This window comes from Leifsonia shinshuensis (assembly GCF_022606355.1).
In the GTDB taxonomy this organism is placed as follows: Bacteria; Actinomycetota; Actinomycetes; order Actinomycetales; family Microbacteriaceae; genus Leifsonia; species Leifsonia shinshuensis_B.
On sequence record NZ_JAHHZQ010000002.1, the window covers coordinates 238171 to 264066 of the forward strand.

The window sequence follows — 25896 nt, forward strand, 5'->3', positions numbered from 1 at the left end:
CACCGGCGAACGAACTTTATTTAGCCAGTCTAATTTGTTAGGCTAACTATCTATGGCACGGCTCTCGACACACGACCTCAGCAGCGCGCTGCGCATCGCGGTCGCACGCCTTTCGCGCCGGCTGCGCGCCGAGAAGGAGGACGACGAGCTCAGCGACACCCAGACCTCCACCCTGGCGTTCCTCGTGCGCGAGGGGTCGGGCACGATCGGGAGGCTGAGCGAGCACGAGCGGGTCACCCCGCCCTCGATGAACCGCACCGTCAACCACCTCGAGCAGGCCGGGTACGTGCGCCGCACCGCCGACGCCGTCGACGGGCGCAAGGTGGTCGTGGTCCCCACCGAGTCCGGCCTCCGGCTGGTCGCCGAGACACGGCGACGCCGAGACGCCTGGCTGCACCAGCGGCTGCGCACACTGACGCCCGAGCAGCGCGAGACCCTCGCCGAGGCCGCCACGATCCTCCGAGAGCTCGCCGACTCGTGAGCGCGATGTTCCGGTCGCTCGCCGGCGTCAACTACCGCATCTGGGCGGCGGGGGCGCTGGTCTCCAACGTCGGCACCTGGATGCAGCGCACGGCGCAGGACTGGATCGTCCTCACCCAGCTCACCCACAACAACGCGTCGGCCGTCGGCATCGTGATGGCGTTGCAGTTCGCGCCGCAGCTCCTCCTCCTCCCGGTGACGGGCTGGGCCGCCGATCACCTCGACCGGCGGCGCCTGCTGATGCTGACGCAGGGGCTGATGGGACTGCTCGGACTCGGCCTCGGCCTCCTGACCGTCAGCGGCGCCGTGCAGCTGTGGCACGTCTACTTGTTCGCGCTGGCGCTCGGCGTGGTGGCGGCGTTCGACGCCCCCGCGCGGCAGACCTTCGTGTCGGACCTGGTGGCGGGCCCCAACCTGTCGAACGCCGTCGCCCTCAACTCGGCGTCGTTCAACGCCGCCCGACTGCTCGGCCCGGCCGTCGCCGGCCTCCTGGTCGCGGCCGTCGGCGCCGGTTGGGTGTTCCTCATCAATGCGGCGACCTTTGGTGCCGTGCTGCTGTCGCTGCTGACGCTCCGAAAGGAGAAGCTGTACCGCTCCGAGCGCGCCAAGCGCTCGCGCGGCGGCCTGGTCGACGGTTTCCGGTACGTGCGGCGGCGCCCCGACATCGTCGTCATCCTCATCATGGTGTTCCTGATCGGGACGTTCGGTCTCAACTTCCCGATCTTCATCTCGACCATGTCGGTGAGCGTGTTCCACCAGGGCGCCGGCGAGTACGGCCTGCTGTCGTCGATCATGGCGATCGGTTCGGTGATCGGCGCGCTGCTCGCCGCACGCCGGGAACGGCCACGGGTCTCGATGCTCTTCGCCGGCGCGGCCTTCTTCGGCGCGGGCTGTGCGATCGCCGCCGTCATGCCGACGTACTGGCTGTTCGCGCTGGCGCTCATCATCATCGGCGTCTCGTCGCAGACCCTCATGACCACGGCGAACGGCACCGTGCAGATGACGACGGACCCGCTGCTGCGCGGACGCGTGATGGCGATCTACATGGCGATCTTCATGGGCGGCACGCCCATCGGCGCGCCGATCGTCGGCTGGGTCGCCGACGCGTTCGGCCCACGCTGGGCGATGGGGGTCGGCGCGGCGAGCGGCTTCGCCGCAGCCCTCGTCGGCGTCTTCTACCTCGTGAAGTACCGCGGGATGCGCGTGCGCTTCACCGGACTGCGCCCCCGCGTGGTGCTGAGCCCGCGCGAGGAGGCCCGCGAAGAGCTCGAGGAGGCCGAGGCGACCGCGACGCGCGCCAGCTGAGCCCGTCGCCAACGGAGGAGATGCGGCCGCGGTATCGGCGTGCCGGCAGCCAACGGAGGACATCCGGCCCATCCCGTGCCCGTTCTCCTCTGTTGGCCACCACAGCGCGGCGGTGCGGGCATCGGCAAAGGAGGACATCGGCAGCATCCGGTGCCGGATCTCCTCCGTTGGCTGCCGCCGCGCCGTGGCCCGGCCCGGATCTCCTCCTTTGCCGACCGGAGCGTCAGCGCGGCTCGTACCGCACCGGAGCGTAGTTGCGGGCGACCAGCGCCCGCAGCGTCTCCAGGTCGCCGGAGACCAGGCCTGCGGAACGCGCCTGGACGAGCACGTTGCCGAGGGCGGTCGCCTCCACGGGACCGGCCAGCACCGGCAGCCCGCTGCGGTCTGCCGTCGCCTGGCAGAGCAGTGCGTTGCGCGCCCCGCCGCCCACCAGATGCACGGTCTCCACCGGCACTCCGGACAGCTCGGCTGCGGTGCGTACCGTGCCGGCGAAGGCCTCGGCAAGGCTTTCTAGGATCACGCGCACCATCCCGGCCGGACTCGCCGGCGCCCGGAGCCCGCGTTCCGCGAACCAGTCGGCGATGCGCGACGGAAGGTCGCCGGGCGCCAGGAAGCGCGGGTCGTCCGCGTCGAACAGCTCCAGCGGTCGCGGCAGCGCCGCAGCCTCGGCGAGCAGGCTCTCCAGGCTCACCTGGAGGCCACGCCGCTGCCACTCGCGGATCGACTCGCTGAGCAGCCAGAGCCCCATCACGTTGTGGAGGTAGCGGATGCGGCCGTCCACCCCGCCCTCGTTCGTGAAGTTGGCTGCGCGACCCGCCTCACCGACCACCCGCTCCGAGAGCTCCACCCCGACCAGCCCCCAGGTTCCGCAGGAGATGTAGGCGCCTCGGGAGGCGTCCATCGGCACGGCGACGACCGCGGACGCGGTGTCATGCGACCCCACAGCGGTGACCGAGGGGCCGGACCCGGCGAACGGGAGGTCGAGCGACGGCAGCAGCGAGCCGACGCCCGTTCCGGCGTCGACGAGCGGCGCGAAGAGTGGGCGCCGCAGCCCCACCCGCGCGATGAGCGCGTCGTTCCACGACCCGTCGGCGGTGAGGAGCCCGGTCGTCGAGGCGTTGGTGCGCTCGGCGATCGTCTGCCCGCTCAACCAGTAGGTGATCAGATCGGGGACGAGCAGGAAGCCGTCGGCGGCCTCCGACACCCGGGTCTCCTGGTCGTGCGCCAGCTGGTACAGCGAGTTGAACGGGAGGAACTGGAGGCCGCCCTCGCGGTACAGCTCGGCAGGCGACACCCGGGCGTGCACCAGCGCGACCCCGTCCGCGGTGCGCTCGTCACGGTAGTGGTAGGGCTCGCCGAGCAGCCGGCCGTCGCGCAGCAGGCCGTAGTCGACGGCCCAGGCATCCACCCCGACGCTCGCGAGCTGCGGCTCCGATCGCGCGACCGAGCGCAGTCCCTCCAGCACGTTCGAGAACAGACCGGTCAGGTCCCAGTGCAGGGCGGAGCGGCTCCCCTCCCACAGCCGCACGGGCGTGTTGGGGAAGCGCGCCGCCTCCGTGAGCTCGAGCGTGTTCGCTCCGACGCGGGCGTGCATGACGCGGCCGCTGGTCGCACCCAGGTCGACGGCGGCGACCGCACCGGCCGAGCTGTCGGTGTTCATCGCAGGAAGGCTGCGGAGACGCCGGCGTCGACGGGGATGTGGAGTCCGGTGGTGTGGTCGAGGTCGCTGCTGCAGAGCACGAACACGGCGTTGGCGACGTGCTCAGGGAGCACTTCGCGCTTGAGGAGGGTGCGCTGGGCGTAGTACTGGCCCAGCTCCTCTTCTGGCACGCCGTAGACCGCGGCGCGTTTGGCTCCCCAGCCGCCGGCGAAGATTCCGGAGCCGCGCACGACGCCGTCGGGGTTGATGCCGTTGACGCGGATGCCGTGGTCGCCGAGCTCGGCGGCCAGCAGGCGCACCTGGTGGGCCTGGTCGGCCTTGGTCGCGGAGTAGGCGATGTTGTTGGGGCCGGCGAAGATCGAGTTCTTCGAGGAGATGTAGACGATGTCGCCGCCGAGCTTCTGGTCGATCAGCACCTTGGCCGCGGCGCGGGAGACGAGGAACGAGCCCTTCGCCATGACGTCGTGTTGGAGGTCCCAGTCGGCGGTCGTGGTCTCCAGCAGCGGCTTGGAGATGGACAGCCCGGCGTTGTTGACGACGAGGTCGAGGCCTCCGAACGCGAGCAGGGCATCCTGGATGGCGCGGTCGATGGCCTTCTCGTCGGTCACGTCGGCGGCGACGCCGAGCGCGACGTCACTGTTCCCGATCTCCGCGGCCGCCGCCTGCGCCTTCTCCCGGTCGAGGTCGGCGATGACGACGCACGCGCCCTCGGCTGCGAGGCGGGTGGCGATGGCTTTGCCGATCCCGGAGGCCGCGCCGGTGACCAGCGCGATCCGGCCCGCGAGCGGCTTCGGCTTCGGGAGGCGGGCCAGCTTGGCCTCCTCCAGCGCCCAGTACTCGATGCGGAACTTCTCGGCCTCGTCGATCGGGGCGTAGGTGGAGAGCGCCTCGGCGCCGCGCATGACGTTGATGGCGTTGACGTAGAACTCGCCGGCCACCCGTGCGGTCTGCTTGTCCTTGCCGTAGGAGAACATCCCGACGCCCGGGATGAGCACGATCGCCGGGTCGGCGCCGCGGATCGCGGGCGAATCGGGCGTCGCGTGCCGGTCGTAGTAGGCCCGGTAGTCGGTGCGGTACTGCTCGTGCAGCTCCTCCAGCCGGGCGACCGAGTCCTCGATGGACGCGTCCGCGGGCAGGTCGAGCACGAGCGGCTTGACCTTGGTGCGGAGGAAGTGGTCAGGGCAGGAGGTGCCGAGCGCGGCCAGGCGCGGGTGCTCGGAGGATGCGAGGAAGTCGAGCACGACCTCCGCGTCGGTGAAGTGGCCGACCTGGACGCGGTCGGTGGAGGCGATGGCTCGCAGGTGCGGCGCGAGGGCGGCGGCCTTCGCCCGGCGTTCGGCCTCCGGCAGCGGCTCGTACCCGGGCAGCGGCGCGCCGAACGGCTCCGGGCGGCCGTTGGCCTCGATGTAGTCGGCGGCGGTCTGGATGATCCACAGCGAGTTCACCTCGGCCTCCTCGGAGGTGTCGCCCCACGCCGTGATGCCGTGGCCTCCGAGGACAGTGCCGATCGCCTCCGGGTTGGCCGCCTTGATCGCGGCGATGTCGAGGCCGAGCTGGAAGCCGGGACGACGCCACGGCACCCACACCACGCGACCTCCGAAGACCTTCGCAGTCAGCGCCTCCCCGTCGGCGGCGGTGGCGATCGCGATGCCGGAGTCGGGGTGCAGGTGGTCGACGTGGGCGGCCTCCACGAGGCCGTGCATGGCCGTGTCGATCGACGGCGCCGCGCCGCCCTTGCCGTGCAGGGTGTAATCGAACGCGGCGACCATCTCGTCCTCGCGGCCCACACCCGGGTACACGTTCTGGAGTGCGCGCAACCGGTCGAGGCGCAGCACCGCGAGGCCCTGCTCCGTGAGCGTGCCCAGGTCACCGCCGGAGCCCTTCACCCACAGCAGCTCGACCGGCTCACCCGTCACCGGGTCGGTCTCGGTGCCCTTGGCGGACGTGTTCCCGCCGGCGTAGTTCGTGTTCCTCGGATCTGCGCCGAGGCGGTTCGACCGGGCCAAGAGGGCCGCGACGGTCTCATTCGTCATTGTGCGTGTTTCCTTCTGCGTGGTGGTCTGCGAGGGTGAAACCGGGATGAGAGGTTACGCGCCCCAGCCGGCCTGGGTGCCCCCGGCGCGCTCGGTCTCGATCTTCTGCTGGTAGCCGGAGGCCGCGTAGGCGGCCATCGGGTCGGCCGGGAGTCCGCGCGACTCGCGCCAAGCCGCCAGGTCGGCGCGCACGTCCGTGTTGAACGCGTCCATGAACACGGCGTTGGCGGCGAGCACGTCGCCGGCGGCCTGCGCGGCGGCCAGGGCCTCGTTGTCGACCAGCAGCGCCTTGGCCGTGGCCTCCTGCACATTGAGGACCGAGCGGATCTGGCCCGGGATCTTCGCCTCCAGGTTGTGGCACTGGTCGAGCATGAACGCGACGTCCGGGTTGGCGTAGCCGCCGCCGCGGATGACCTCGACGATGATCCGGAACAGCTGGAACGGGTCGGCCGCGCCCACGATCAGGTCGTCGTCGGCGTAGAACCGGCTGTTGAAGTCGAACGAGCCGAGCTTGCCGAGGCGCAGCAGCTGCATCACGATGAACTCGATGTTCGTGCCCGGCGCGTGGTGGCCGGTGTCCAGGCACACCACCGCCCGCTCCCCCAGCGCGGCGGTCTGCACGTAGCTGGTCCCCCAGTCCGGAACATCCGTGTGGTAGAACGACGGCTCGAAGAACTTGTACTCCAGCACCAGCCGCTGGCCCTCGCCGATCCGCTCGTAGATCTTCGCGAGCGAGTCGGCCAGGCGGTCCTGCCGTGCGCGCATCGAGTCCTGGCCCGGGTAGTTGGTCCCGTCGGCGAGCCAGATCTTCAGGTCGCGCGACCCGGTCTGGTTCATGATGTCGATGCACTCGAAGTGGTGGTCGATCGCCTTCTGCCGGATGCGGTCGTCCCAGTGCGTGACCGACCCGAACTTGTAGTCGTCGTCCTGGAACGTGTTCGAGTTGACCGTGCCCAGCTCGACGCCGTTGTCCTCGGCGTGCTTGCGCAGCTCCGAGTACGACGGGACCTTGTCCCACGGGATGTGCAGCGCGACCGTCGGCGCCAGCCCGGTGTGCTTGTGCACCTGCGCGGCGTCGGAGATCTTCTCGAACGGGTCGCGCGCCGTGCCGGGGGTGCCGAACACGCGGAAGCGCGTGCCCGAGTTGCCGAACGCCCAGCTCGGGAGCTCGATCGCCTGCAGCGCCAGCTGCGCGCGGATGTCGTCGGTGAGGGTCATGATCTCCCTTTCGTCGTCGTGGCGCCGCCCTGAGCTCCACCGCGCAGGTGGAAGTACTCGGTGAGCCGTTTCATGGTGGAGTCGGGCGCGGCCTCCTCGGCGAAGAAGCCGGCCATGGTCGCCTGCCAGCGCGCGTTGACCTCGCGCTCGTTCATCGCGGTGAGCGCCCCCTCGAAGTCGTCGGTCTCCACGACGCCGACGACCAGGGCGGCGTCCCGGTCGATGAAGAGCGAGTAGTTCGACCACCCGGTCTCGCGCAAGGCGTCGAGCATCTCCGGCCAGACCGCCTGATGCGCGGCCAGGTACTCATCCACCCGGTCCGGCTTCAGCCGCATCGTGAAGCACACCCGTTCCACGTCAACCTCTTCGTCTCAATGAATCGATTCAACCTGAATCGATTCAAAGCCTAGCACGCGTCCGGAGGTTTTCACCTCCCTGTCGATTACGATGGCTGGCGGGAGGGAATCGCTACATGGCTTCTGCAAGCGTCAAGGACGTCGCAGCGCTGGCTCAGGTGTCCGTGGGAACCGTGTCGAACGTGCTCAATCGCCCCGACATCGTCTCGCCCGAGACCGTCGAGCGGGTGCAGCTGGCGATGGAGAAGCTCTCCTACGTGCGCAATGAGGCGGCCCGTCAACTCCGCCTCGGGCACAGCCAGGCCATCGGCCTCATCTCGTTCAGCGGCGCGAACCCGTTCTTCACCGACATGGCGGCAGCCGCAGAGAACACGGCCTCCGAAGCGGGCTACGAGGTCATCATCGGCAACAGCAACGAACGCAGCGAGCGCGAGGCCGGCTACCTCAACCTCTTCGAAGAGCTCCGGGTGCGCGGCGTGCTCCTCTCGCCGGTCGGCGACGTGGCCCCGCGCCTGCGCCGGATGCGCGAGCGCGACATCCCGGTCGTCCTGGTCGACCGCGAGAGCAGCGACAGCAGCTTCAGCTCGGTCTCGGTCGACGATGTCGCCGGAGGCGCACTGGCCACGCAGCACCTCATCGACACCGGGCGCACGCGCCTCCTGTTCGTGGGCGGCCCCGCTGGCATCCAGCAGGTCGGCGACCGCCTCGCGGGCGCGCGGTCGGTCGTCGACCAGCACCCCGGCGTCACGCTGGAGGTGCTGTTCGGCGAGTCGCTCACCGTCTTCGAGGGCCGCAGGATCGGCCGGATCGTGGCCGACCGCGCTCCCGCCGACCGTCCGGATGCCGTCTTCGCCGCCAACGATCTGCTGGCCATCGGCCTCCTGCAGTCGCTGTTCATCGACGGCAAGCCCGCCGTGCCGGACCAGATCGCCCTCGTCGGCTACGACGACATCCTCTTCGCCGAAGCGTCCGTCGTGCCACTGACGTCGGTGCGCCAGCCGAGCCGGCTCATCGGCGAGACCGCCGTCCAGATCCTCCTCGAGGAGGCGGACGACCGCTCGCTGGAGCCGCGGCACATCCGCTACCAGCCCGAGCTGGTGGTTCGAGAGAGCACGACACCGCGCTGAGCCGCGCCGCCACCCCGTCGCCCCGCACATTTGCCGCAAATGTGGCGTTCGCCACCACCAGAGGGCACATTTGCCGCAAATGCACCGTTCGTCGTCGTCATATTGGATTCCTATAGGAAATAGTAATAGGCTGAAAGCCCCGGCGAAAGGACCCCCATGCGATTCCTGCGACTCGGCCCCATCGGCGCGGAGGTCCCCGTCGTCAGCGACGGCGAGACCTTCTGGAGCCTGCTCCCGCTGACCGCGGACATCGACGGCGCGTTTCTGGCCTCCGACGGCCTGGCCCGAGCCGAGGCCGCTGCTCTCGCCGGTGAGCTGCCGCAGGTCGACCCGACAGGGCTCCGCGTCGGCGCCCCGATCGCGCGCCCCGCGGCGGTCGTCTGCATCGGGATGAACTACGCGGCGCACGCGCGCGAATCCGGAGCCGAGCCGCCGAGCGACATCGTGGTCTTCTACAAGCACCCGAACACCGTGGTCGGCCCGTACGACGACATCCTGCTCCCGCCGGGTTCGACGACGACCGACTGGGAGGTCGAGCTCGCCGCCGTCATCGGCACCCGCGCCCGCTACCTCTCCTCGCCCGAAGAGGCGCTGCGGCACATCGCCGGTTTCACCGTCGCGAACGACGTCTCCGAGCGCGAGTACCAGCTCCAGCGCTCGCTCGGGCAGTGGAGCAAAGGCAAGAGCTTCGAGACGTTCAACCCGCTCGGTCCGTGGCTCGTGCCGACCGCCGAGGTCGGCGACGGGTCCGGGCTGCGGATCTGGTCGACCGTCGACGGCGAACCCCGGCAGGACTCGAACACCTCCGACCTGATCTTCGGCGTCGCCGAGATCGTCTACCGGCTCAGCCAGTTCACCGTCCTCGAGCCCGGCGACCTGATCAACACCGGCACGCCGGAGGGCGTCGGGCTCTCCGGGCGCTTCCCCTACCTCGGCGCCGGCGACGAGGTGCGGCTCGGGATCGACGGGCTCGGCGAGCAGGCGAGCACGGTTCGCGCCGCGCGCTGAGCCCGGCCAAGACGAACAGATCACACCAGCGCGAAGGAGACGTCGTTGTCCGAATTCGAAGGGCTCGTGGCCGCGGTCACGGGTGGAGCATCCGGCCTGGGCAAGGCCATCGCCGACGAGCTCGCGAGCGGCGGCGCCCGCGTGTACGCGCTCGACCTGAACGTGGAGGCGGTCACCGCCCCACACGTCGGCGTCCGCTGCGACATCGGCGACGACGAGAGCGTTCGCTCGGCGATGGAGCAGGTCGTCGCCGACGCCGGCCGCCTCGACGTCGTGGTCGCCAATGCCGGCATCGGCGCGCAGGGCGACGTGGAGGCCAACGGCGACGCAGAGTGGACGCGCGTCCTCAACGTCAACGTGATCGGCTCCGCCCGCACCGTCCGGCACGCCCTGCCGCACCTGAAGGCGTCGCCCTCCCCCGCCATCGTCTTCACCAGCTCCATCGCGGCGTGGGCCGGCCTCCCGCAGCGCGTGCTCTACTCGGCCTCCAAGGGCGCCATCTCGGCGATGACGCTGGCGATCGCAGCCGACTGCCTCCCGCTCGGCATCCGCGTGAACGCCGTCGCACCCGGAACCGCAGACACCCCGTGGGTGGGCCGCCTGCTCGACACCGCCGTCGATCCCGGCGCCGAGCGTGCCGCTCTGGAGGCCCGCCAGCCGAGCGGCCGGCTGGTGCAGCCGCAGGAGGTCGCGGATGCCGTCGCCTACCTCGCGTCGCCGCGCTCGACCTCCACGAACGGCGTCATCCTCGCCGTCGACGGCGGCATGTACTCCCTCCGCCCGCGCCGCTGACGCACCCCGCTCACCCTCGAAGGGCACGCAAACGCCCCTAAAACCGCGCTTTGGGGGCGTTTGCGTGCCCCTCGGCCGTCGTCAGGGGAGGTAGCGGTGGCGGGAGAGCGAGTCGGCGAGCATCTCCATGCCGGCGCCCGGCGTCAGCGGAGCACGGTAGCGGCCGCCGACCAGCTCGACCGGCGCGACGAAGTGCTCGTGGAGGTGCTTGGTGTACTCGATCATCCGGCCGTCCCTGCTGCCGGAGACCGCGACGAAGTCGAACATCGAGAAGTGCTGCACCGCCTCGCACAGCCCCACACCGCCCGCGTGCGGGCAGACCGGGATGCCGGACTTCGCGGCCAGCAGCAGGATGGCGACGTTCTCGTTCACCCCCGCGACGCGCGTCGAGTCGATCTGCACGATCGCCGCGGCGTCGGCCTGCAGCAGCTGTTTGAACAGCACCCGGCTCATCGCGTGCTCCCCCGTCGCGATGCGTACGGGCGCCACCGCGCGCGCGATGGCGGCGTGGGCGAGCACGTCGTCGGGACTGGTGGGCTCCTCGACCCAGGCGAGTTCGAACGGCTCGAGTGCGCGGATCCACTCGATCGCCTGGTCGCGGTCCCAGCGCTGGTTCGCGTCGATGGCGATCCGGATGTCGGGGCCGACCTCGTCGCGGGCGATCCGGAGGCGACGCAGATCGTCCTCCAACCGGTCGCCGACCTTGAGTTTGATCTGCAGGAAGCCCTCGTCGACGGCCTCCCGTGCCAGTCGGCGCAGCTTGTCGTCGGAGTAGCCGAGCCAGCCCGGTGTCGTCGTGTAACCGGGATAGCCGGTCGCCAGAAGCTCCGCCTCGCGCTCGGCACGGCCGGGCTCTGCCGCGCGCAGGATCGCGAGAGCGTCCTCCGGCGTCAGCGCGTCACTGAGGTAGCGGAAGTCGACCAGCGCGACCAGCTCCTCTGGCGTCATCCGCGCGAGGAGCTGCCACAGCGGGAGCCCGGCGCGCTTGGCCTTGAGATCCCAGAAGGCGTTGACCACCGCTCCGATCGCCATGTGCATCACGCCCTTCTCTGGGCCGAGCCAGCGCAGCTGCGAGTCGTAGACGAACTCGCGCCAGAAGCCGCCGAGGTCGCCGAGGATCGCCTCCACGTCACGGCCGATCACGCGCTGCGCCAGCGCTTCGATGGCCGCGACCTGCACGTCGTTGCCTCGGCCGATGGTGAAGACGAAGGAGTGGCCTTCCAGCCCGTCCGGAGCGTCGGTCCTCACGCGCAGGTAGGCGGCGGAGTAGTCGGGGTCGGGATTCATCGCGTCCGAGCCGTCGAGGAGCGCCGACGTCTCGAAGCGCACGTCCAGGGTCTCGAAGCCGATCACGATACTCATAGGCAACATCCTATTGGATATAGCCATTGTGATGCCAGCCCGAACACACCCGCACACACCCGTGCGCACCCGTGCGCACACGAGAAAACGCCCAAGAGGTCGTCAGGACCACGAACGCGATCGCGGGCCTCGCGTGAGCTAGCGGGCCTCGGCGGCCTTCAGGCTCGACGAGATGCGCTTGTACGACTTGGTGATGTGATCGAGCATGGCCTTCTCGGCCCGAGCCCCGTCCCCGGACCGCAGCGCCTCCAGCACCGCCTCGTGCTCTCCGGACGTCTCGTCGACGACACCGTGCGTGAAGTAGATGCGGTACTGGTGCAGGTGCGGGCGCAGTCGCACGATCGCGTCCGCCAGCAGGCCGTTTCCGCAGTGCACCGCGATCAGGCGGTGGAACTCGGCGTCCTGGTTGGCGAAGTCCTTGTAGTCCTCGAACCGGTCGTCGCCGGTCTGCGACGCCTCGCCGCTGCGGTGCATGTCGTCGCACAGCCGCTCCAGCTGGTCGAGCGTCTCCGCGTCGATCTCGCCCGCCGCGTGGCGGGAGGCGTACGGCTCCAGCAGTCGCCGCATCTCGAAGAGCTCCCGGAGGCCGTCGCTGTCGAGCAGGGGAGCAGCGGTGTAGCCCTTGAGCGGCTTCTTAACCACGAGACCCTCGGACTCCAGGCGAGCGAGCGCCTCCCGCACCGGCGTCGGGGAGACGCCGAGCTGACGCGCGATCCCGTCGATGCTGGCACGGCTGCCCGGCTCGATCACCTGGTCCATGAGCAGCCCGAGCACAGCGTCGTAGACGTCGTCGGCCAGTGCGCGCCGGGCCGGCAGCACGTGCCGGCCGGCGGAGGGTTCGATGCTCATGTGCACATCCTAGGCTCGCGAGCCCCCTGGCTAGAGGAAAGAGGATGCAGGATCGACTACGGGGTCAGACCCGATGCGTGCAGCTCCGCCCAGAGCTCCTCCGGCACCGCGGGGCTGCCCAGTGCCGCGTTGCGGACGATCTGCTCCGGGGTGTCCGCGCCGAGGACGACGGTCGAGACGGCGGGATGCCTGGTCGGGAACTGGACCGCCAGCTGCGGGAGGGTCACGCCGTACGGTGCAGCGATGTCGGCGATCCGGTCGACGCGTCGGACCAGGGCCTCCGGGGCCGCGGCGTAGTCGAACGTCGCCCCGGCGGCCGGGCGGTCGCCGGCCAGGATGCCGGAGTTGAACACCGACGCCACCACCACCTGCACCCCGCGCTCCTCCGCCGCCGGAAGCAGGTCGGTCGCAGCGGTGCCGTCCAGGAGTGTGTACCTGCCCGCGCACATGACGAGGTCGAGGTCGGTCTCCCGGACGAACCGGGTCAGCATCGCCGATTGGTTCATCCCCGCGCCGTAGGCGCGGATCACCCCCTGCGACCGCAGCTCGGCCAGGGCCGGGAAGGCGCCATCGAGCGCCTCGCGTTCGTGGTCGTCTGGATCGTGGACGAACAGGATGTCGATGCGGTCGAGGCCGAGCCGGTTCAGCGAGTCCTCCACAGAGCGCAGGACCCCGTCGCGGGAGAAGTCGAACCGGCGCCGCAGCGTGGACGGGACGTCGAAGAGGTTGCCGATGTCGGTCTGGCCCGGCCGGTGGTCCGGGTTGGGCTCCAGCAGCCGGCCGACCTTGGTCGACACCACGTACTCGTCACGCGGCAGACCCCGCAGGCCCTCGCCGAGCCGCTCCTCCGCCAGCCCCAGCCCGTAGTGGGGCGCCACGTCGAAGTAGCGGATCCCGGCCTCCCAGGCGGCGGGGATGATCGCGGGCCACACGTCGTCCGGGCGAGCGGAGTACAGGTTCCCGAGCGCGGCGACGCCGTATCCGATCGTCCCCAGCTCCACGGTCGCCATCATGCCACGCGACGGTCGTCGATCGCGTCGAAGTCCCAGTCGATCCCGAGGCCCGGCGCGTCCGGCGCGACCCCGTGCCCGTCGCGGATGACCAGTTCCCGCTTCGTCACGGCGCGCAGCTGCGGGATGTGCTCCAGATAGAGCGCGTTCGGCACCGCGCAACTGAGCGACACGTGCAGCTCCATGAGGAAGTGCGGCGCTACCGCGACGTTGAACGACTCGGCGAGGTGCGCGACCTTCAGCCACGGCGTGATTCCGCCGACCCGTGCGACATCGACCTGCACGATGGAGGCCGCACCCGCCTGCAGGTACTCGCGGAAGTGCCCGACCGAGTACAGGGACTCGCCGACCGCGACCGGCAGCGTCGTCGACTCGGCCAGCCGGCGATGGCCCGCGACGTCTTCCGCCGGAAGCGGCTCCTCGAACCAGAAGATGTCCAGCGGCTCGAACAGCGCCGCCCGGCGGATGGCCTCCGCCGCCGTCATCGACTGGTTGGCGTCGACCATGATGTCCATGCCCGGCCCGACCGCGGCGCGCACGGCGGCCAGACGCTCGGCGTCCTCGTGACCGCGGGGCTTGCCGGCCTTGATCTTCACACCGCCCAATCCGCGCCGCTGCGACTCGACCGCCTGGGCGACCAGTTCGTCGGTGTCGAAGTGCAGCCAGCCTCCCTCGGTGTCGTAGAGCGGGATGCTCGGCCGCGTCCCGCCCGCAGCCACCCACAGCGGGAGTCCGGACGCCGTGCAGCGCGCATCCCACACGGCGGTGTCAACGGCGGCGAGCGCCAGCGACGTGATCGCACCGACCGTGGTCGCTCGCGTCGCTGAGAAGAGAGCGCGCCAGACGGCCTCCGGACGGTGGGCGTCCAACCCGATCAGCACGTCGAGCAGGCACGTGCGCAGCAGGCTGAGCACGGCCTGCCCTCCCGTGCCGATGGTGTAGCTGTAGCCGATACCCTCCACGCCACCCGCGGTGCGAAGGCGCACGAAGATCGTCTCCTGCTTGAGGAAGGACTGCACGGCGTCGGTGCGGACGGTCTCGACCTCGAGATCGCTCAGCCACGCCTCGGCGCTGACGATCGTGCCGTCGAGGGCGCGGGTGGCGGGGGCGGGGTGGGGCTGCGCGGGCGTCACGGGCGGACTCTCCTTGATGTGGATCGCGGATCTTTCAGTGCAAACCTATTGCCTATAGGATATGGGGAGCCTGCGCGATCCACAATCGATGCCGCGACCGCCCGTGCTCCGAAGGAGGATCCGACCATGACCGTCGACGCCCACCTCCATCTCTGGGACCTGGAGCGGGTCGCGTACCCGTGGTTGACCGACGCGCTGGCGCCGATCGACCGCACGTTCGCATTCGCGGAGGTGCAGCCGCAGCTCGAGCGGGCGGGCGTCGACCGGGTCGTCCTCGTGCAGGCCGCGAACTCCGTGGAGGACACGGCGGCCATGTTCGCGGTCTCCTCCCCGATGGTCGCCGGCGTGGTCGCCTGGGTCGACCTGCTCGACCCGGCCACGGCCTCCCGGCAGCTCGACGGGTGGTCGGGGCATCGGTCGTTCGTCGGCGTGCGGCATCTGATCCACGACGAGCCCGATCCCGACTGGCTCGGCCGGCAGGAGGTGCGCTCGTCGCTCGGGCTGCTGGCGGCACGCGACCAGGCCTTCGACGTGATCGGGGTGCTCCCCCGGCACCTGGAGCACGCGGTAGCGCTGGCCGACGAGCTCCCGTCGCTGCGGCTCGTGGTCGACCACCTCGGGACGCCGCCGGTCGGCACCCCGTCGGCCGAGCCGTGGGCGAGCCTGCTCTCCGACCTCGCCCGCCGCCCGAACGTCTTCGTGAAGCTCTCCGGCCTGACCACCCTCGGCGGCGGTTCGGGCGCCGCGCGGCTGCGGCCGTACGTCGAGCACGCGCTCGACGTGTTCGGGCCGTCCCGCGTGCTGTACGGCGGCGACTGGCCGGTGTCGACGCTCGCAGGATCCTATGCCGAGACCTGGACGGTCATGGAGGAGCTGCTCGCCGGGGCGTCCGCGAGCGAGCGAGCGGAGGTGCTCACGCACTCCGCGGAGCGGGCGTACCGGTTGCCGACGGGCTGAGGTCCCGCCCGACGGCGATCTGCGCCGAGAATGGTCGAATGGATTCCGACCCGTCGCCGGCCGACCCGGCCGCCCTCGCTCGCCGCGCGCTCGCCCTCACGCCGCCGGAGGGGCGGACGATCGTCGGCATCGCCGGCAGTCCCGGGTCGGGCAAGACCACGCTGGCCCGCGCGGTCGTGGCCGCGGCCAACGCGGAGGCCGGCGCGGAGGCCGGGGCAGAGGTCGCCGCGTATCTCCCGATGGACGGCTTCCACCTCGCCGATGCGACCCTGGAGGCCCTGGGCCGTCGCGAGCGCAAAGGCGCCATCGACACCTTCGACGGCTGGGGCTTCCTCGCGCTGCTGCAACGCGCCCGCGCGGATCGCGCCAACACCGTGTACGCACCCGCGTTCGACCGGACCGTCGGCGAACCCGTCGCCGGCAGCATCGCGATCGACCCCGGCGTGCGGCTCGTGGTGGTCGAAGGCAACTACCTCCTCGCTCCCGTCGAGCCGTGGGCGCGCATCCCCGGCCTCCTGGCCGAGAGCTGGTTCGTAGCGACCCCCGAAGCCGAACGGCTGCGGAGGCTGATCGAGCGCCACGTCCGGCACGGCCGCACCCCGGAGGCGGCCCGGGCGTGGGCGATCGAGGTGGACGGCGCCAACGCCCGCCTCATCGAGCCGACGGCCACGACCGCCACGCTGATCGTGGACGGCGGACTCCCAGTCGCCGCTGCTTAGGCTGGAGGGATGACCGACTCGTTCGAAACCGTCACCATGTTCGGCGCCGACTGGTGCCGCGACTGCATCCGCTCCAAGGCCCTCCTCGACCGTCTCGGCGCCGACTATGAGTACATCGACCTCGTCGCGCGCCCGGAGGAGGCCGACCGCGCGCAGGCGATCAGCGGCCGCACCAACATCCCCGTGATCGTGTTCCCCGACGGCCGCCACCTGGTCGAGCCGACCGACCCCGAGCTCGAGGCGGCGCTGGCGCTCTAGCTGCTAGCCCAGCACCACCAGCTCCCGCGTCGATCGCGTCATCGCCACATAGTGGTCGACGGCGCCCGCGATCCCCTCACCGAAGGCCTCGGGGGCGACCAGCACGACCAGGTCGAACTCGAGCCCCTTCGACTGCGCGGGCGTGAGCACGCGCACACGATCGGAGCGCGGGACGACCGCCGCCACGGCATCCGTCTCGCCGTCGGCCGCGATGACGCAGCCGATCCCGGCCGGGTCGCCGGAGAGCCACGCGGCGACGATCGCGGCGAGGTCGCCACGCGTCCCGTGCACGACAGGGAGCCCACTCGTGCGCACCGACGTCGGCACGTTCGCGTCCGGGATGGCCGCCCGGATCACCGGCTCCGCCTCGGTCATGATCTCCTCCGGCGTGCGGTAGTTGATGCTCAACGTCGAGACCCGCGCGTCCGGGATCCCCACCCCAGCGAGCCTCGTCGACCATGCCTCCGTGAAGCCGTGCCGCGCCTGCGCCCGGTCGCCCACGATCGTGAAGCCGCGCGACGGACAGCGCCGCAGCAGCATCCTCCACTCGGCATCCGTGAGTTCCTGCGCCTCGTCCACGACGATGTGCGCGAACGGCCCGGCGAGCACGTCAGGATCGAGCGAGGGGAGCGCCGCCTCGTCGATCAGAGAGGTCTGCGCGTCCGACCCGCGCAGCATCGTCACGAGTCCCTCGCCGTCGTCGGCCGCGATCAGGTCGTCGACCACACGGTTCCTGCCCTCGCGCTCGAACGCGAGCACGGCCTCCCGCTCGCGACGCACGCGGTTCGCGGTCGGGTCGCCGATGCGCTGGCGCGCGGCGTCGAGCAGCGGGAGGTCGGAGAGCGTCCACGCGCGCGGGTCGTCGCGCTGCAGCAGCGCGACCTCCTCCGCGGTCAGCCCGGGTGCGCACGCCTGCAGGTAGGCGGGAACCGAGAACAGGTCGGCGAGCACGCCGGCCGGGTCGAGGAGCGGCCAGGCCCGGGTGAACGCGCTCCGCAGCGCGGCGTTCTGCGTGAGCTGACCGCGCAGGGCGCCCGCCGGGACGGAGTCTCCGGCCTTCGTCTCCAGGATCGTCAGCAACTCCTCCCACACCTCGTCGCGCGCTTCGTCGTGCGGGGTTGCGGCGCCGGCCACGTCGAACGCGTCCGCCCAGTCGCCGGGCGTGAGCGGGAGGTCGGCCCACTCGGTCTCGACGACCATCCCGCGCGAGGGCGGCACCTCGTAGTGGCGCACGGCCTGCTCGACGGCTGCGACCATCGCCGACGACGCCTTGAGGCGGGCGACCTCCTCGTCGGCTTCGGTCCCGGCGGTCGCGCCTTCGGCGAGCAGGTCGCGCAGGGTGCAGAGCTGCACCCCTTCCTCCCCCAGGCTCGGGAGCACGTCGGACACGTACGCGAGGTACGCCGGGCTCGGTCCCACGAACAGCACGCCGCCGTGCCCGCGCGACAGCCGCGGGTCGGCGTACAGCAGATAGGCGGCGCGGTGCAGCGCGACGACGGTCTTGCCCGTCCCTGGTCCGCCGTCCACGACGAGCGCGCCGCGGGAGCGATCGCGGATGATGGCGTCCTGATCGGCCTGGATGGTCGCGAGCACGTCGCGCATCCGCGGTGAGCGGCTCGCCCCGAGGCTCGCGATGAACGCGGACTGGTCGTCAAGCGCCGCGCGGGACGCTGCGTCGTCCAGCGCATCCGGGGCGAAGGCCTCGTCCCAGTAGTCGGTGACGCGACCGTTGGTCCACCGATAGCGCCGCCGGCTGACGAGCCCCATCGGGTCACCGAGGGTCGCGCCGAAGAACGGCTCGGCGGCGGGCGACCTCCAGTCGACGAGCAGCTTGCGACCGTCGCCGTCGGTGAGCCCGAAGCGCCCGATGTAGGTCGTCTCCTCGCTCGCCGCACCGCCGTCAGGGGCGGCCGGGACCATGCGCCCGAGGCAGACGTCGCGCCCGAACCGGCCGAGCGCGCGCAGCCGGGCGCTCAGGCGGCGGACCTCGGTGTCGCGGTCGAGCGCCTTCTGGCCGTGCCCTCCCGGGGCACGCAACTCGGCGGTGAGCTGATCGGACAGCTCCGCGATGGTCCGGCGGAGGGTCTCGTCGATGGCGGCGAAGTGCTGCTCATCCTGGGCGATGAGGGCGGGATCGCCTTTGAAGCGGAGATTTTCGGGCAGGGCGAAGGCAGTGGAGGTCGCAGTCACGATCGTCGATTCTGCGCCCCCACCACCCCCTTGCCGCAAGCCCCGCCCCGTCGCATATCCTGGAATTGCAGGCACACGCCGCCGAGCACGCGAACTTTCCGCGTAGTCGGCGGTTTTTCACTGATTTCGGGCGTACTCGCGGGCTACGCGGTCAGGCGGGCGGGGGCGCCGTGACCGGGGCAGACGAGCCGCGGGGTCGAGGCAGTGAGCGCGGAGAGCGTCGCGTCGGCGGCTGGGCGGTCACTGATCAGGAAGCCGGGGAAGTGTACGAGCCGACCCTTCGAGACGAGAGCGGCATCGCCGATGAAGGCGACCCCGCGCCAGCGCACGATGTGATGGCCGGGTGTGTGGCCCGGCGCCGGCTCCGCCACGACCGCTGGAGCGATCTGCACGCCGGTGGTGCCCGGCAGCGCGGTCAGCTCGGGAAGCTCTGCACGTCCCAGCCACCCCGACCGGAACATCGCGCGACGCATCCGCGTCGGCGCCTCGGTGTCGCCGCGAAGGATGCGGATGTCGTGGTCGCCCAGCCAGACTCTGGCGTCGGTCGCGCGCTGAACGGCGGTCGCACCCCCGACATGGTCGGGGTCGTAGTGCGTGAGCACGATGTCGGTGAGCTTCGGGATGCGCGCAGCGGACAGCTCCTCGACCACGGCGTCCGCGCTCGAGGGCAACCCGGTGTCGACGAGGACGGCCCGGTCGTCCTCCTCGATCAGGTAGGCGTTGCCGCCGCGGGTGGAAGTCAGCCGGTGGACCCCGGGGATCACGTCGCGCATGAGTGGGATGCTAGCCCGCGTACGCGCTGCTGACGTGCGATCCATCACCGCCGGCGCACAATCCCATCACGACCTCCTGTTGGACTTCTCGCCGCGCCGGGCGGAGGCTGGCGGCATGACAGACATGCAGTACACCCACCTGGGGCGATCGGGCTTGTCGGTGTCGCGACTGGTTCTCGGCACGATGAACTTCGGGCCGGAGACCACGTCGGAGGACTCCTTCGAGATCATGGATGCCGCCCACGCGGCCGGCATCAACTACTTCGACACCGCGAACGTCTACGGACGCAGCAAGGGCCGCGGCGCGACCGAGTCGATCATCGGCGACTGGTTCGCGAAGGGCGACGGGCGCCGCGAGCGCACCGTCCTCGCCACCAAGCTGTACGGCGCGATGGGCGACTGGCCGAACGAGGGCAAGCTGTCGGCGCTCAACATCCGCCGCGCGCTCGACGCCAGCCTGAGGCGGCTGCAGACCGACTACATCGACATCTACCAGTTCCACCACGTGGACAGGGAGACGCCGTGGGACGAGATCTGGCAGGCGATCGAGGTCGCCATCACCCAGGGCAAGATCCTCTACGCCGGCTCGAGCAACTTCGCCGGCTGGCACATCGCGACGGCACAGGCCGAAGCCCGCAAGCGTGACGCCCTCGGGCTCGTGAGCGAGCAGTCCATCTACAACCTCCTCACCCGGCAGGTGGAGCTGGAGGTGCTGCCCGCCGCCCGGGCGAACGGTGTCGGCGTGATCGCCTGGTCGCCGCTCCACGGCGGCCTGCTCGGCGGGGTGCTGCGCAAGCAGAACGAGGGCAGGCGCCGCCTGGAAGGGCGCGCGGCCGAGACGCTCGCCACGCACCGCGACGCGATCGAGGCCTACGAATCGTTCGCGGCCGAGCTCGGCCACGAGCCGGGCGACATCGCGCTCGCCTGGCTGCTCACCCGCCCGGGCGTCACCGGCCCGATCATCGGACCCCGCACCCGCGAGCAGTTGGAGGCCGGCATCCGCGCCCTCGACGTCCACCTGGATGGCGCAGCGCTCGACCGTCTCGACGAGATCTTCCCGGGCCACAAGACGGCGCCCGAGGATTACGCCTGGTAACGAAAGGACCCTGAGTGAAGAACCGCAGAATCGGCGATGTCGAAGTCTCCGCGATCGGCCTGGGCGGCATGCCCATGTCGATCGAGGGCCGACCCGACCGCAAGCGCTCCATCGACACCCTCCACGCCGCCCTCGACGCCGGTGTGACGCTGCTCGACACCGCCGACGCATACCACCTCCACGCCGACGAGGTCGGCCACAACGAGGAGCTGTTCGCCGAAGCGCTGCGCACCTGGAGCGGCGACGCCTCCACGGTGCTGGTCGCCACCAAGGGCGGCCACCTGCGCCCCGGCGACGGCAGCTGGTACGTGGACGGTCGCCCGGAGTATCTGAAGGAGGCCGCCAAAGCGTCCCTGGCACGCCTCGGCGGGGATGCGCTGGGCCTGTACCAGTTCCACCGGCCCGACCCCGCTGTCGCGTACGAGGACTCCGTCGGCGCGATCCGTGACCTCCTCGACGAGGGTGTCATCCGGCTGGCCGGGATCTCCAACGCGAACCCGGATCAGATCCGCCAGGCTCAGAGCATTCTCGGCGGTCGCCTGGCGTCGGTGCAGAACCAGTTCTCGCCGGCGTTCCGCTCCAGCGAGCCCGAACTGCGACTCGCGGACGAGCTGGGCATCGCCTTCCTGCCGTGGAGCCCGCTCGGCGGCATCAGCCGCGCCGGTGACCTCGGCGACCGGTTCGCACCGTTCGCAGAGATCGCGTCGGCGCGCGGAATCACCCCCCAGGTGGTCGCGCTCGCGTGGGAGCTGGCCCAGAGCCCGCACGTCATCCCGATCCCCGGCTCCTCCCGCCGGGAGACCATCCTGGACTCGATCACGGCGGTGGATGTCGAACTCACGCCCGAGGAACTCGCCCGCCTCCGGCTCTCCACCGAGGGGCACGCAAACGCCCCTAAAACCGAGTTTTAGGGGCGTTGGCGTGCCCCTCGACGCTCAGGCGGGCGGCACCGGCGCCTCCACGCGCGCGAGCTGGCGCAGGAAGGCCGCCGCGGCCGGGCTCGACTCATCGGAGACCGCCACAGCGACGGTCCACTCGGGAACGTCGCCGTTGAGCGCGACGGCTCGGAGCTGGTCCGGGCGCTTGCGGGCGAAGCTCTGCGGCACCACGGCCACGCCGAGGTTGTAGCCGACGAGGTCGAGCAGCGGGTGCACGTCGTTGACCTCCATCGCCGCGCGATAGTCGAACCCGGCGCCCGCGAAGGCTCGGCGGGCGAGCGCCTGGGCGCCCCAGCCCTCCTGGAACCCGACGAGCGGCTCGCCGCGGAGCGCCTCGATCGGGATGCCGGTCTCGGCTGCGAAGCGGTGGTCGGGGTGGCAGAGCACCAGCAGCTGCTGCGTGCTCAGTCCGCGCAGCCGCACGCCGTTCGGCGCGTGGCCGGTGTCGACCACCACGGCGACGTCGGCGCGACCGCCGGCGACCGCGTCCACCAGCTCCTCCGAGCCCGAGTACCGCAGCCGCACCTCCACGCCGGGGTTCGCCGTGCGGAACGCCGCCAGCTCCGCGGGCAGGTCCACCGATCCGAGGCAGGGCTCGGCTCCGATGGTGAGCCGGCCGCGCAGCAGCCCGCGCACCGCTGCCACGGCGTTGCGCGCTGCTGCGGCGCTCGCGAGCGTGCGCACCGAGTCGGCGAGCAGTGCCTGGCCGGCCGTCGTCAGCTCGACGCGACGCGTGCTGCGGATGAAGAGGGAGGTGCCGAGCTCCTGTTCGAGCGACCGGATGGAGGCCGACAGGCCGGATTGCGAGATCTGCAGCAGCTCGGCGGCGCGAGTGAAGTGCCGCTCTTCGGCGACGGTCACGAAGTGTTCGAGCTGGCGGAGTTCCATTCAGCAAGGATACTGGTCAATCCAGCCTGCATCATCGACGCGGGCGGATAGGTGGGTGCCGCACCCGTCTGCCGCTCTGCCGCGCGGCTCGCCGATCGAGCACAATGAGCCTCATGCGTATCCTGCTGATCGGCGCCGGTGGCGTCGGAAACGCCATCGCGAAGATCGCCGCCCGCCGCTCCTTCTACGAGACGATCGTGGTCGGCGACTACGACCCGGCCCGCGCGGAAGCCACCGTGGAGTGGATCCGGGCCCGGCACGGCCAGCACGTCGCGTCCCGATTCACCGCGACCCGCATCGATGCCTCCGACCCGGACTCCGTCGCCGCCGTCGCCCGCGAGCACCGGGCCACGCATGTGATGAACGCGGTGGAACCGAAGTTCGTCGAGTCGATCTTCGCCGGCGCGTTCGCCGCCGGAGCCGACTACCTCGATATGGCGATGAGCCTGTCCCACCCACACCCCACCGACCCCTACGCCCGAACCGGGATCAAGCTCGGCGACGCCCAATTCGCGCAGGCCGGCGTTTGGGAGGCCGCCGGCCGCCTCGCCCTGGTCGGCATGGGAGTCGAGCCCGGCCTCTCCGACGTGTTCGCCCGCTACGCCGCCGACGAACTCTTCTCGCACATCCAGGAGCTCGGCACCCGCGACGGCGCCAACCTCGTCGTCCGCGACGACGAGGGCAACGAGATCTTCGCCCCGTCCTTCAGCATCTGGACCACTATCGAGGAATGCCTCAACCCGCCCGTGATCTGGGAGAAGGACCGCGGTTGGTACACGACCCCGCCGTTCAGCGAACCGGAGGTCTTCGACTTCCCCGAAGGCATCGGCGAAGTCGAGTGCGTCAACGTCGAACACGAGGAAGTCCTCCTCATGCCCCGCTGGCTCGACGCCGAACGCGTCACCTTCAAATACGGGCTCGGCGACGAGTTCATCGGCGTCCTCAAGACCCTTCATCTCCTCGGCCTCGACTCCACCGACCCGATCCGCGTCCGCAGCACGGCCGGCCCGGTGGAGGTCGCCCCCCGCGACGTCGTCGCCGCGGCTCTCCCCGACCCGGCCACCATCGGCCCGCGGATGACCGGCAAGACCTGCGCCGGCGTCCAGGTCACCGGCACCGGAACGGACGGCCTCCCCCGCAGCGTCTACCTCTACCACGTCGCGGACAACGAATGGACCATGCGCGAATACGACGCCCAATGCGTCGTCTGGCAGACCGCCCTCAACCCCGTCATCGCCCTCGAACTCCTCGCCACCGGCACCTGGTCAGGCACCGGCATCCTCGGCCCCGAAGCCTTCCCCGCCCGCCCGTACCTCGAACTCATGCAACGCCCAGAGGCCGACGGCGGCTACGGACAGGCCTGGGGGCTCCGCGAACCTTGACCTCCCGCCGAAGTGGCAACGGTGGAGTCCCGGGTCACGCGTCGGACTGCTGCGGCTTCCAGACGAGCCACTTGCGTGCGACTTCCGCTTCCAGGTCCACGTCGAACCGCCGCGCGATCAACAGCACCTGCGCCAGCACGTCGGACAGCTCCGCACGGAAGTCCTCCACTCGCTGCAGCTCGGTGCGGCCCTTGTCGCGCGTCTGACCCGACCTCGCGAGATACGCCTGCATCAGCTCGCCGACCTCCTCGCCGAGCTTGAGCAGGAACCAGTCGTCCGTCCGGGTGATGTCGTGGCGCTGCGCGTAGAACGCCGACACCTCTTCCACCTCGTCTTGCAATGCCACGATCTCCATGCTCCGATCCTGGCAGCGACCGCGGACGCCCCAGGGCCGACGCTCTACCGCCGCAGCACGCTCGGCCGCGGCAGTCCCAGGTCTTCGAGGAGGTCGCCGAGCATGCGGTCGAGCTCGTAGCCGGCCTGCGTGATCTTGTTGTTGCCGAAGCCGAGCAGCGGTGCGCTGGGCTGGTCGGCGCTCAGCACGGTCCGGCCCTCCCCCGCCGCGTGCAGCTCGACGCGGAACGGCGTGTAGAGCGCGGTGCCCGCGTCGTGCCGATACATCCTGGCCGCGGTCGCGTAGTCGCCGACGAGATAGCCGATGCCCGGGCGGTCGATGCCGCCCACCCGCATCACCGCGGTCGCGTCGCCGCGCCAGAAGCACACCAGCCGATGCGATTCGGGCCCGGCGAGCGACCGCGTCAGGGTCGTCCAGTCCGCCCCGGAGTCGAGCAGTCTGCGCAGGAGGTCGCGGTCGAGCTCCGGGACCTCCGCCTCGAATGCGGCGCGCAATGCGGCGAACGGCACCTCGGCCTCCAGCTCGATGCGGGTCCCGTCGATCGGGTGGAGGCGCTCGGTGGCGCGGTAGGTCACGCGGCCCCGGCAGAAGGCGCAGCCGCCGGGCCACCGGCCGGCACGGCGAAGGGCGGCGCACCGACGCCTTCGGCGAGCGCCTCTGCGGGGTCGGCGCCGATCGCGACGATGCGGTTCGCGCCGTCTACGTGGACGACCGACGGCACGAACGTGCGCGCCTCCGCGTTGTCGAGCTGCGCGTAGGAGATGACGATGACGGTGTCGCCCACGTCGGCCAGGTGGGCCGCCGCGCCGTTCACCCCGATGACGCCGCTGCCGCGCTCCCCGGCGATCAGGTAGGTCTCGAACCGGGAGCCGTTGGTGACGTCGACCACCGCGACCTGCTCGCCCGGCAGCAGGTCGGCGGCCTCCATCAGGTCGAGGTCGACGGTCAGCGAGCCGATGTAGTGGAGGTCGGCGTGGGTGACCGTCGCGCGGTGGATCTTGGACTTGAACATGGTGCGGAGCACGGCCGGTCCTTTCGTGGTCTCCCTCCATTGTCCCGCGGGTTCGGAGGCGCCGGCCCGCCACGGGAGAATGGGGCGTGCACAATCTCGGTCTCCTCTTCGATGTCGACGGCCCGATCGCCAGCCCCGTCACGCGGACCATCGCCATCCGCAGCATCGTCACCGACCTGGTCGCGATGACTGCGGCCGGCGTGCCGATCGCCTTCATCACCGGCCGCTCCGGCGACTTCATCCGCAATCAGGTGGTCGCTCCGCTGTGCGATGCCGGACTCGGCGACGCGCTCGCGTCGCACGGCGCGCGGATGTTCGGCGTGTTCGAGAAGGGCGGCGCGTGGGCGCCGATCACGGGCGATGGGATGGGAGAGGTCGCCGTCGACGCTTCGGTCGCCCTGCCCGAGGCTGCGGTCGACGGCATCCGGCAGCTGGTCGGGGACCGCTTCGCCGACACGATGTTCTACGACGAGACCAAGCGCGCGATGATCTCGGTCGAGCAGCGCACCGACGTCGACACCGAGACCTACACGGAGGCCCAGGACCGTTTCCAGGACGCCGCCTTCGGCCTCCTCACCGGCCTCGGCCTCGGCCTGCGGTACGGCGACCGCGTCGCGCCCGACGCCGACGGCGCCGTGCCGTTCCGCATCGACCCGACGATCATCTCCACCGACATCGAGTCGGTGCTGCTCGACAAGGACCGGGGCGCCCAGCGTGCGTTCGACTACTTCGCCGAGCGCGGGCCGCTCCCGCACCGCTGGCGTTCGGTCGGCGACTCGCGCAGCGACTACAAGATGGCCGACTTCGTGCACAGCACCGGCCGGGAGGTCGCGCACGTCGACGTGCGCCCGGCCGACGGTTTGCTCGATCGCCCCTATGAGGTGATCACGATCGGCGACGCCGTCCACGACACCGCGGGCGCCGAGTTCCTCGCCCACTGGAGGCGCGAGCTGGGTCTCGACGAGGGCGACGAGGGCGACGGAGAGGCCTGAGCG

Annotated in this window: 26 protein-coding genes; 12 read left to right on the forward strand and 14 right to left on the reverse strand. The window is 70.9% G+C overall.

Features of this window, described 5'->3' with window-relative positions:
• Nucleotides 1–52 precede the first annotated feature (52 nt).
• On the forward strand, nt 53–481 hold the full coding sequence (locus tag KNO15_RS07920) for a MarR family winged helix-turn-helix transcriptional regulator (protein WP_241702927.1): 429 nt from the start codon (nt 53–55) through the stop codon (nt 479–481).
• A 5-nt stretch (nt 482–486) separates the two neighbouring features.
• Nucleotides 487–1785 (forward strand): MFS transporter, encoded by a 1299-nt coding sequence (locus KNO15_RS07925; RefSeq protein ID WP_241703885.1) that lies wholly within the window; start codon nt 487–489, stop codon nt 1783–1785.
• A 223-nt stretch (nt 1786–2008) separates the two neighbouring features.
• On the opposite strand, the gene KNO15_RS07930 is transcribed toward KNO15_RS07925, so the two are convergent.
• The 4 genes from KNO15_RS07930 to KNO15_RS07945 are packed head-to-tail and all read right to left on the reverse strand — an operon-like array spanning nt 2009 to nt 7052.
• A complete protein-coding gene (locus KNO15_RS07930; RefSeq protein ID WP_241702928.1) occupies nt 2009–3445 on the reverse strand; it encodes a rhamnulokinase in 1437 nt (478 codons plus the stop codon).
• Nucleotides 3442–5478, reverse strand: coding sequence for a bifunctional aldolase/short-chain dehydrogenase (locus KNO15_RS07935; protein ID WP_241702929.1), 2037 nt, complete (start codon nt 5476–5478; stop codon nt 3442–3444). The genes KNO15_RS07930 and KNO15_RS07935 overlap by 4 nt, the downstream gene beginning before the upstream one ends.
• A 54-nt stretch (nt 5479–5532) precedes the next feature.
• Nucleotides 5533–6696, reverse strand: coding sequence for an L-rhamnose isomerase (gene rhaI, locus KNO15_RS07940; RefSeq protein WP_241702930.1), 1164 nt, complete (start codon nt 6694–6696; stop codon nt 5533–5535).
• On the reverse strand, nt 6693–7052 hold the full coding sequence (locus KNO15_RS07945; RefSeq protein ID WP_241702931.1) for an L-rhamnose mutarotase: 360 nt from the start codon (nt 7050–7052) through the stop codon (nt 6693–6695). The genes rhaI and KNO15_RS07945 overlap by 4 nt, the downstream gene beginning before the upstream one ends.
• A 116-nt stretch (nt 7053–7168) precedes the next feature.
• Here KNO15_RS07945 and KNO15_RS07950 point away from each other — a divergent pair, with 116 nt between their 5' ends.
• The 3 genes from KNO15_RS07950 to KNO15_RS07960 all read left to right on the forward strand — a co-directional run bounded on the left by KNO15_RS07950 (nt 7169) and on the right by KNO15_RS07960 (nt 9979).
• Entirely contained in the window at nt 7169–8179 is a 1011-nt protein-coding gene (locus KNO15_RS07950) for a LacI family DNA-binding transcriptional regulator (RefSeq protein WP_241702932.1), read from the forward strand.
• Nucleotides 8180–8335: 156 nt separating this feature from the next.
• Entirely contained in the window at nt 8336–9187 is an 852-nt protein-coding gene (locus KNO15_RS07955; protein WP_241702933.1) for a fumarylacetoacetate hydrolase family protein, read from the forward strand.
• 45 nt (nt 9188–9232) lie between these two features.
• On the forward strand, nt 9233–9979 hold the full coding sequence (locus KNO15_RS07960) for an SDR family NAD(P)-dependent oxidoreductase (RefSeq protein ID WP_241702934.1): 747 nt from the start codon (nt 9233–9235) through the stop codon (nt 9977–9979).
• A gap of 81 nt (nt 9980–10060) precedes the next feature.
• Here the strand turns inward: KNO15_RS07960 and KNO15_RS07965 are convergent, their stop codons facing one another.
• From KNO15_RS07965 to KNO15_RS07980, 4 genes are all read right to left on the reverse strand, one after another.
• A complete protein-coding gene (locus KNO15_RS07965; RefSeq protein WP_241702935.1) occupies nt 10061–11341 on the reverse strand; it encodes an enolase C-terminal domain-like protein in 1281 nt (426 codons plus the stop codon).
• A gap of 138 nt (nt 11342–11479) precedes the next feature.
• On the reverse strand, nt 11480–12190 hold the full coding sequence (locus KNO15_RS07970; RefSeq protein WP_241702936.1) for a GntR family transcriptional regulator: 711 nt from the start codon (nt 12188–12190) through the stop codon (nt 11480–11482).
• Between the two features lie 56 nt (nt 12191–12246).
• Nucleotides 12247–13203 carry an aldo/keto reductase gene (locus tag KNO15_RS07975; protein WP_241702937.1) on the reverse strand — a complete coding sequence of 319 codons (957 nt, stop codon included), beginning with the start codon at nt 13201–13203 and terminating at the stop codon, nt 12247–12249.
• Complete coding sequence (locus KNO15_RS07980) at nt 13200–14333, reverse strand: mandelate racemase/muconate lactonizing enzyme family protein (RefSeq protein ID WP_241702938.1); 1134 nt, start codon at nt 14331–14333, stop codon at nt 13200–13202. Before KNO15_RS07980 ends, KNO15_RS07975 begins: the two co-directional genes overlap by 4 nt.
• A 126-nt stretch (nt 14334–14459) precedes the next feature.
• On the opposite strand from KNO15_RS07980, the gene KNO15_RS07985 reads away from it, so the two are divergent.
• From KNO15_RS07985 to KNO15_RS07995, 3 genes are read left to right on the forward strand one after another with little or no spacing between them, the layout of a single operon-like run.
• Nucleotides 14460–15290: an amidohydrolase family protein gene (locus KNO15_RS07985; RefSeq protein WP_241702939.1), complete on the forward strand. Its 831-nt coding sequence runs from the start codon at nt 14460–14462 to the stop codon at nt 15288–15290.
• A 38-nt stretch (nt 15291–15328) separates the two neighbouring features.
• Nucleotides 15329–16009, forward strand: coding sequence for a nucleoside/nucleotide kinase family protein (locus tag KNO15_RS07990; protein WP_241702940.1), 681 nt, complete (start codon nt 15329–15331; stop codon nt 16007–16009).
• A 9-nt stretch (nt 16010–16018) separates the two neighbouring features.
• Complete coding sequence (locus tag KNO15_RS07995; protein ID WP_241702941.1) at nt 16019–16267, forward strand: glutaredoxin family protein; 249 nt, start codon at nt 16019–16021, stop codon at nt 16265–16267.
• 3 nt (nt 16268–16270) lie between these two features.
• Here the strand turns inward: KNO15_RS07995 and helR are convergent, their stop codons facing one another.
• Both helR and KNO15_RS08005 read right to left on the reverse strand, forming a co-directional pair.
• On the reverse strand, nt 16271–18460 hold the full coding sequence (gene helR / locus KNO15_RS08000) for an RNA polymerase recycling motor ATPase HelR (protein WP_241703886.1): 2190 nt from the start codon (nt 18458–18460) through the stop codon (nt 16271–16273).
• Between the two features lie 140 nt (nt 18461–18600).
• Nucleotides 18601–19230 carry an MBL fold metallo-hydrolase gene (locus KNO15_RS08005; protein ID WP_241702942.1) on the reverse strand — a complete coding sequence of 210 codons (630 nt, stop codon included), beginning with the start codon at nt 19228–19230 and terminating at the stop codon, nt 18601–18603.
• Between the two features lie 124 nt (nt 19231–19354).
• Between KNO15_RS08005 and KNO15_RS08010 the strand changes: the two genes are divergently transcribed.
• The gene (locus tag KNO15_RS08010) at nt 19355–20326 is read left to right on the forward strand and encodes an aldo/keto reductase (protein WP_241703887.1); all 972 of its coding nucleotides are present in this window, start codon (nt 19355–19357) and stop codon (nt 20324–20326) included.
• 14 nt (nt 20327–20340) lie between these two features.
• Nucleotides 20341–21237: an aldo/keto reductase gene (locus KNO15_RS08015; RefSeq protein ID WP_241702943.1), complete on the forward strand. Its 897-nt coding sequence runs from the start codon at nt 20341–20343 to the stop codon at nt 21235–21237.
• A gap of 24 nt (nt 21238–21261) precedes the next feature.
• On the opposite strand, the gene KNO15_RS08020 is transcribed toward KNO15_RS08015, so the two are convergent.
• Nucleotides 21262–22152 (reverse strand): LysR family transcriptional regulator, encoded by an 891-nt coding sequence (locus KNO15_RS08020; RefSeq protein ID WP_241702944.1) that lies wholly within the window; start codon nt 22150–22152, stop codon nt 21262–21264.
• Between the two features lie 113 nt (nt 22153–22265).
• Here KNO15_RS08020 and KNO15_RS08025 point away from each other — a divergent pair, with 113 nt between their 5' ends.
• The gene (locus tag KNO15_RS08025) at nt 22266–23534 is read left to right on the forward strand and encodes a saccharopine dehydrogenase family protein (RefSeq protein ID WP_241702945.1); all 1269 of its coding nucleotides are present in this window, start codon (nt 22266–22268) and stop codon (nt 23532–23534) included.
• 34 nt (nt 23535–23568) lie between these two features.
• Here KNO15_RS08025 and KNO15_RS08030 read toward each other — a convergent pair whose 3' ends face one another.
• The 3 genes from KNO15_RS08030 to panD are packed head-to-tail and all read right to left on the reverse strand — an operon-like array spanning nt 23569 to nt 24913.
• Nucleotides 23569–23889, reverse strand: coding sequence for a MazG nucleotide pyrophosphohydrolase domain-containing protein (locus tag KNO15_RS08030; protein ID WP_241702946.1), 321 nt, complete (start codon nt 23887–23889; stop codon nt 23569–23571).
• Between the two features lie 44 nt (nt 23890–23933).
• Nucleotides 23934–24464 carry a hypothetical protein gene (locus tag KNO15_RS08035; protein ID WP_241702947.1) on the reverse strand — a complete coding sequence of 177 codons (531 nt, stop codon included), beginning with the start codon at nt 24462–24464 and terminating at the stop codon, nt 23934–23936.
• Nucleotides 24461–24913, reverse strand: a complete 453-nt coding sequence (gene panD / locus KNO15_RS08040) for an aspartate 1-decarboxylase (protein ID WP_241702948.1) — start codon at nt 24911–24913, stop codon at nt 24461–24463. The genes KNO15_RS08035 and panD overlap by 4 nt, the downstream gene beginning before the upstream one ends.
• Before the next feature lie 74 nt (nt 24914–24987).
• Here panD and KNO15_RS08045 point away from each other — a divergent pair, with 74 nt between their 5' ends.
• Nucleotides 24988–25893 (forward strand): hypothetical protein, encoded by a 906-nt coding sequence (locus KNO15_RS08045; RefSeq protein WP_241702949.1) that lies wholly within the window; start codon nt 24988–24990, stop codon nt 25891–25893.
• The last annotated feature ends 3 nt before the right edge of the window (nt 25894–25896 follow it).

Excerpts from the sequence above, each read along its gene's own strand:
- KNO15_RS07920 (WP_241702927.1), top strand. The coding sequence starts at position 53 with ATGGCACGGCTCTCGACACACGACCTCAGCAGCGCGCTGCGCATCGCG.
- KNO15_RS07925 (WP_241703885.1), top strand. The coding sequence starts at position 487 with ATGTTCCGGTCGCTCGCCGGCGTCAACTACCGCATCTGGGCGGCGGGG.
- KNO15_RS07930 (WP_241702928.1), bottom strand. The coding sequence starts at position 3,445 with ATGAACACCGACAGCTCGGCCGGTGCGGTCGCCGCCGTCGACCTGGGT.
- KNO15_RS07935 (WP_241702929.1), bottom strand. The coding sequence starts at position 5,478 with ATGACGAATGAGACCGTCGCGGCCCTCTTGGCCCGGTCGAACCGCCTC.
- rhaI (WP_241702930.1), bottom strand. The coding sequence starts at position 6,696 with ATGACCCTCACCGACGACATCCGCGCGCAGCTGGCGCTGCAGGCGATC.
- KNO15_RS07950 (WP_241702932.1), top strand. The coding sequence starts at position 7,169 with ATGGCTTCTGCAAGCGTCAAGGACGTCGCAGCGCTGGCTCAGGTGTCC.
- KNO15_RS07955 (WP_241702933.1), top strand. The coding sequence starts at position 8,336 with ATGCGATTCCTGCGACTCGGCCCCATCGGCGCGGAGGTCCCCGTCGTC.
- KNO15_RS07965 (WP_241702935.1), bottom strand. The coding sequence starts at position 11,341 with ATGAGTATCGTGATCGGCTTCGAGACCCTGGACGTGCGCTTCGAGACG.
- KNO15_RS07970 (WP_241702936.1), bottom strand. The coding sequence starts at position 12,190 with ATGAGCATCGAACCCTCCGCCGGCCGGCACGTGCTGCCGGCCCGGCGC.
- KNO15_RS07975 (WP_241702937.1), bottom strand. The coding sequence starts at position 13,203 with ATGATGGCGACCGTGGAGCTGGGGACGATCGGATACGGCGTCGCCGCG.
- KNO15_RS07985 (WP_241702939.1), top strand. The coding sequence starts at position 14,460 with ATGACCGTCGACGCCCACCTCCATCTCTGGGACCTGGAGCGGGTCGCG.
- KNO15_RS07990 (WP_241702940.1), top strand. The coding sequence starts at position 15,329 with ATGGATTCCGACCCGTCGCCGGCCGACCCGGCCGCCCTCGCTCGCCGC.
- KNO15_RS07995 (WP_241702941.1), top strand. The coding sequence starts at position 16,019 with ATGACCGACTCGTTCGAAACCGTCACCATGTTCGGCGCCGACTGGTGC.
- KNO15_RS08005 (WP_241702942.1), bottom strand. The coding sequence starts at position 19,230 with ATGCGCGACGTGATCCCCGGGGTCCACCGGCTGACTTCCACCCGCGGC.
- KNO15_RS08010 (WP_241703887.1), top strand. The coding sequence starts at position 19,355 with ATGCAGTACACCCACCTGGGGCGATCGGGCTTGTCGGTGTCGCGACTG.
- KNO15_RS08020 (WP_241702944.1), bottom strand. The coding sequence starts at position 22,152 with ATGGAACTCCGCCAGCTCGAACACTTCGTGACCGTCGCCGAAGAGCGG.
- KNO15_RS08025 (WP_241702945.1), top strand. The coding sequence starts at position 22,266 with ATGCGTATCCTGCTGATCGGCGCCGGTGGCGTCGGAAACGCCATCGCG.
- KNO15_RS08030 (WP_241702946.1), bottom strand. The coding sequence starts at position 23,889 with ATGGAGATCGTGGCATTGCAAGACGAGGTGGAAGAGGTGTCGGCGTTC.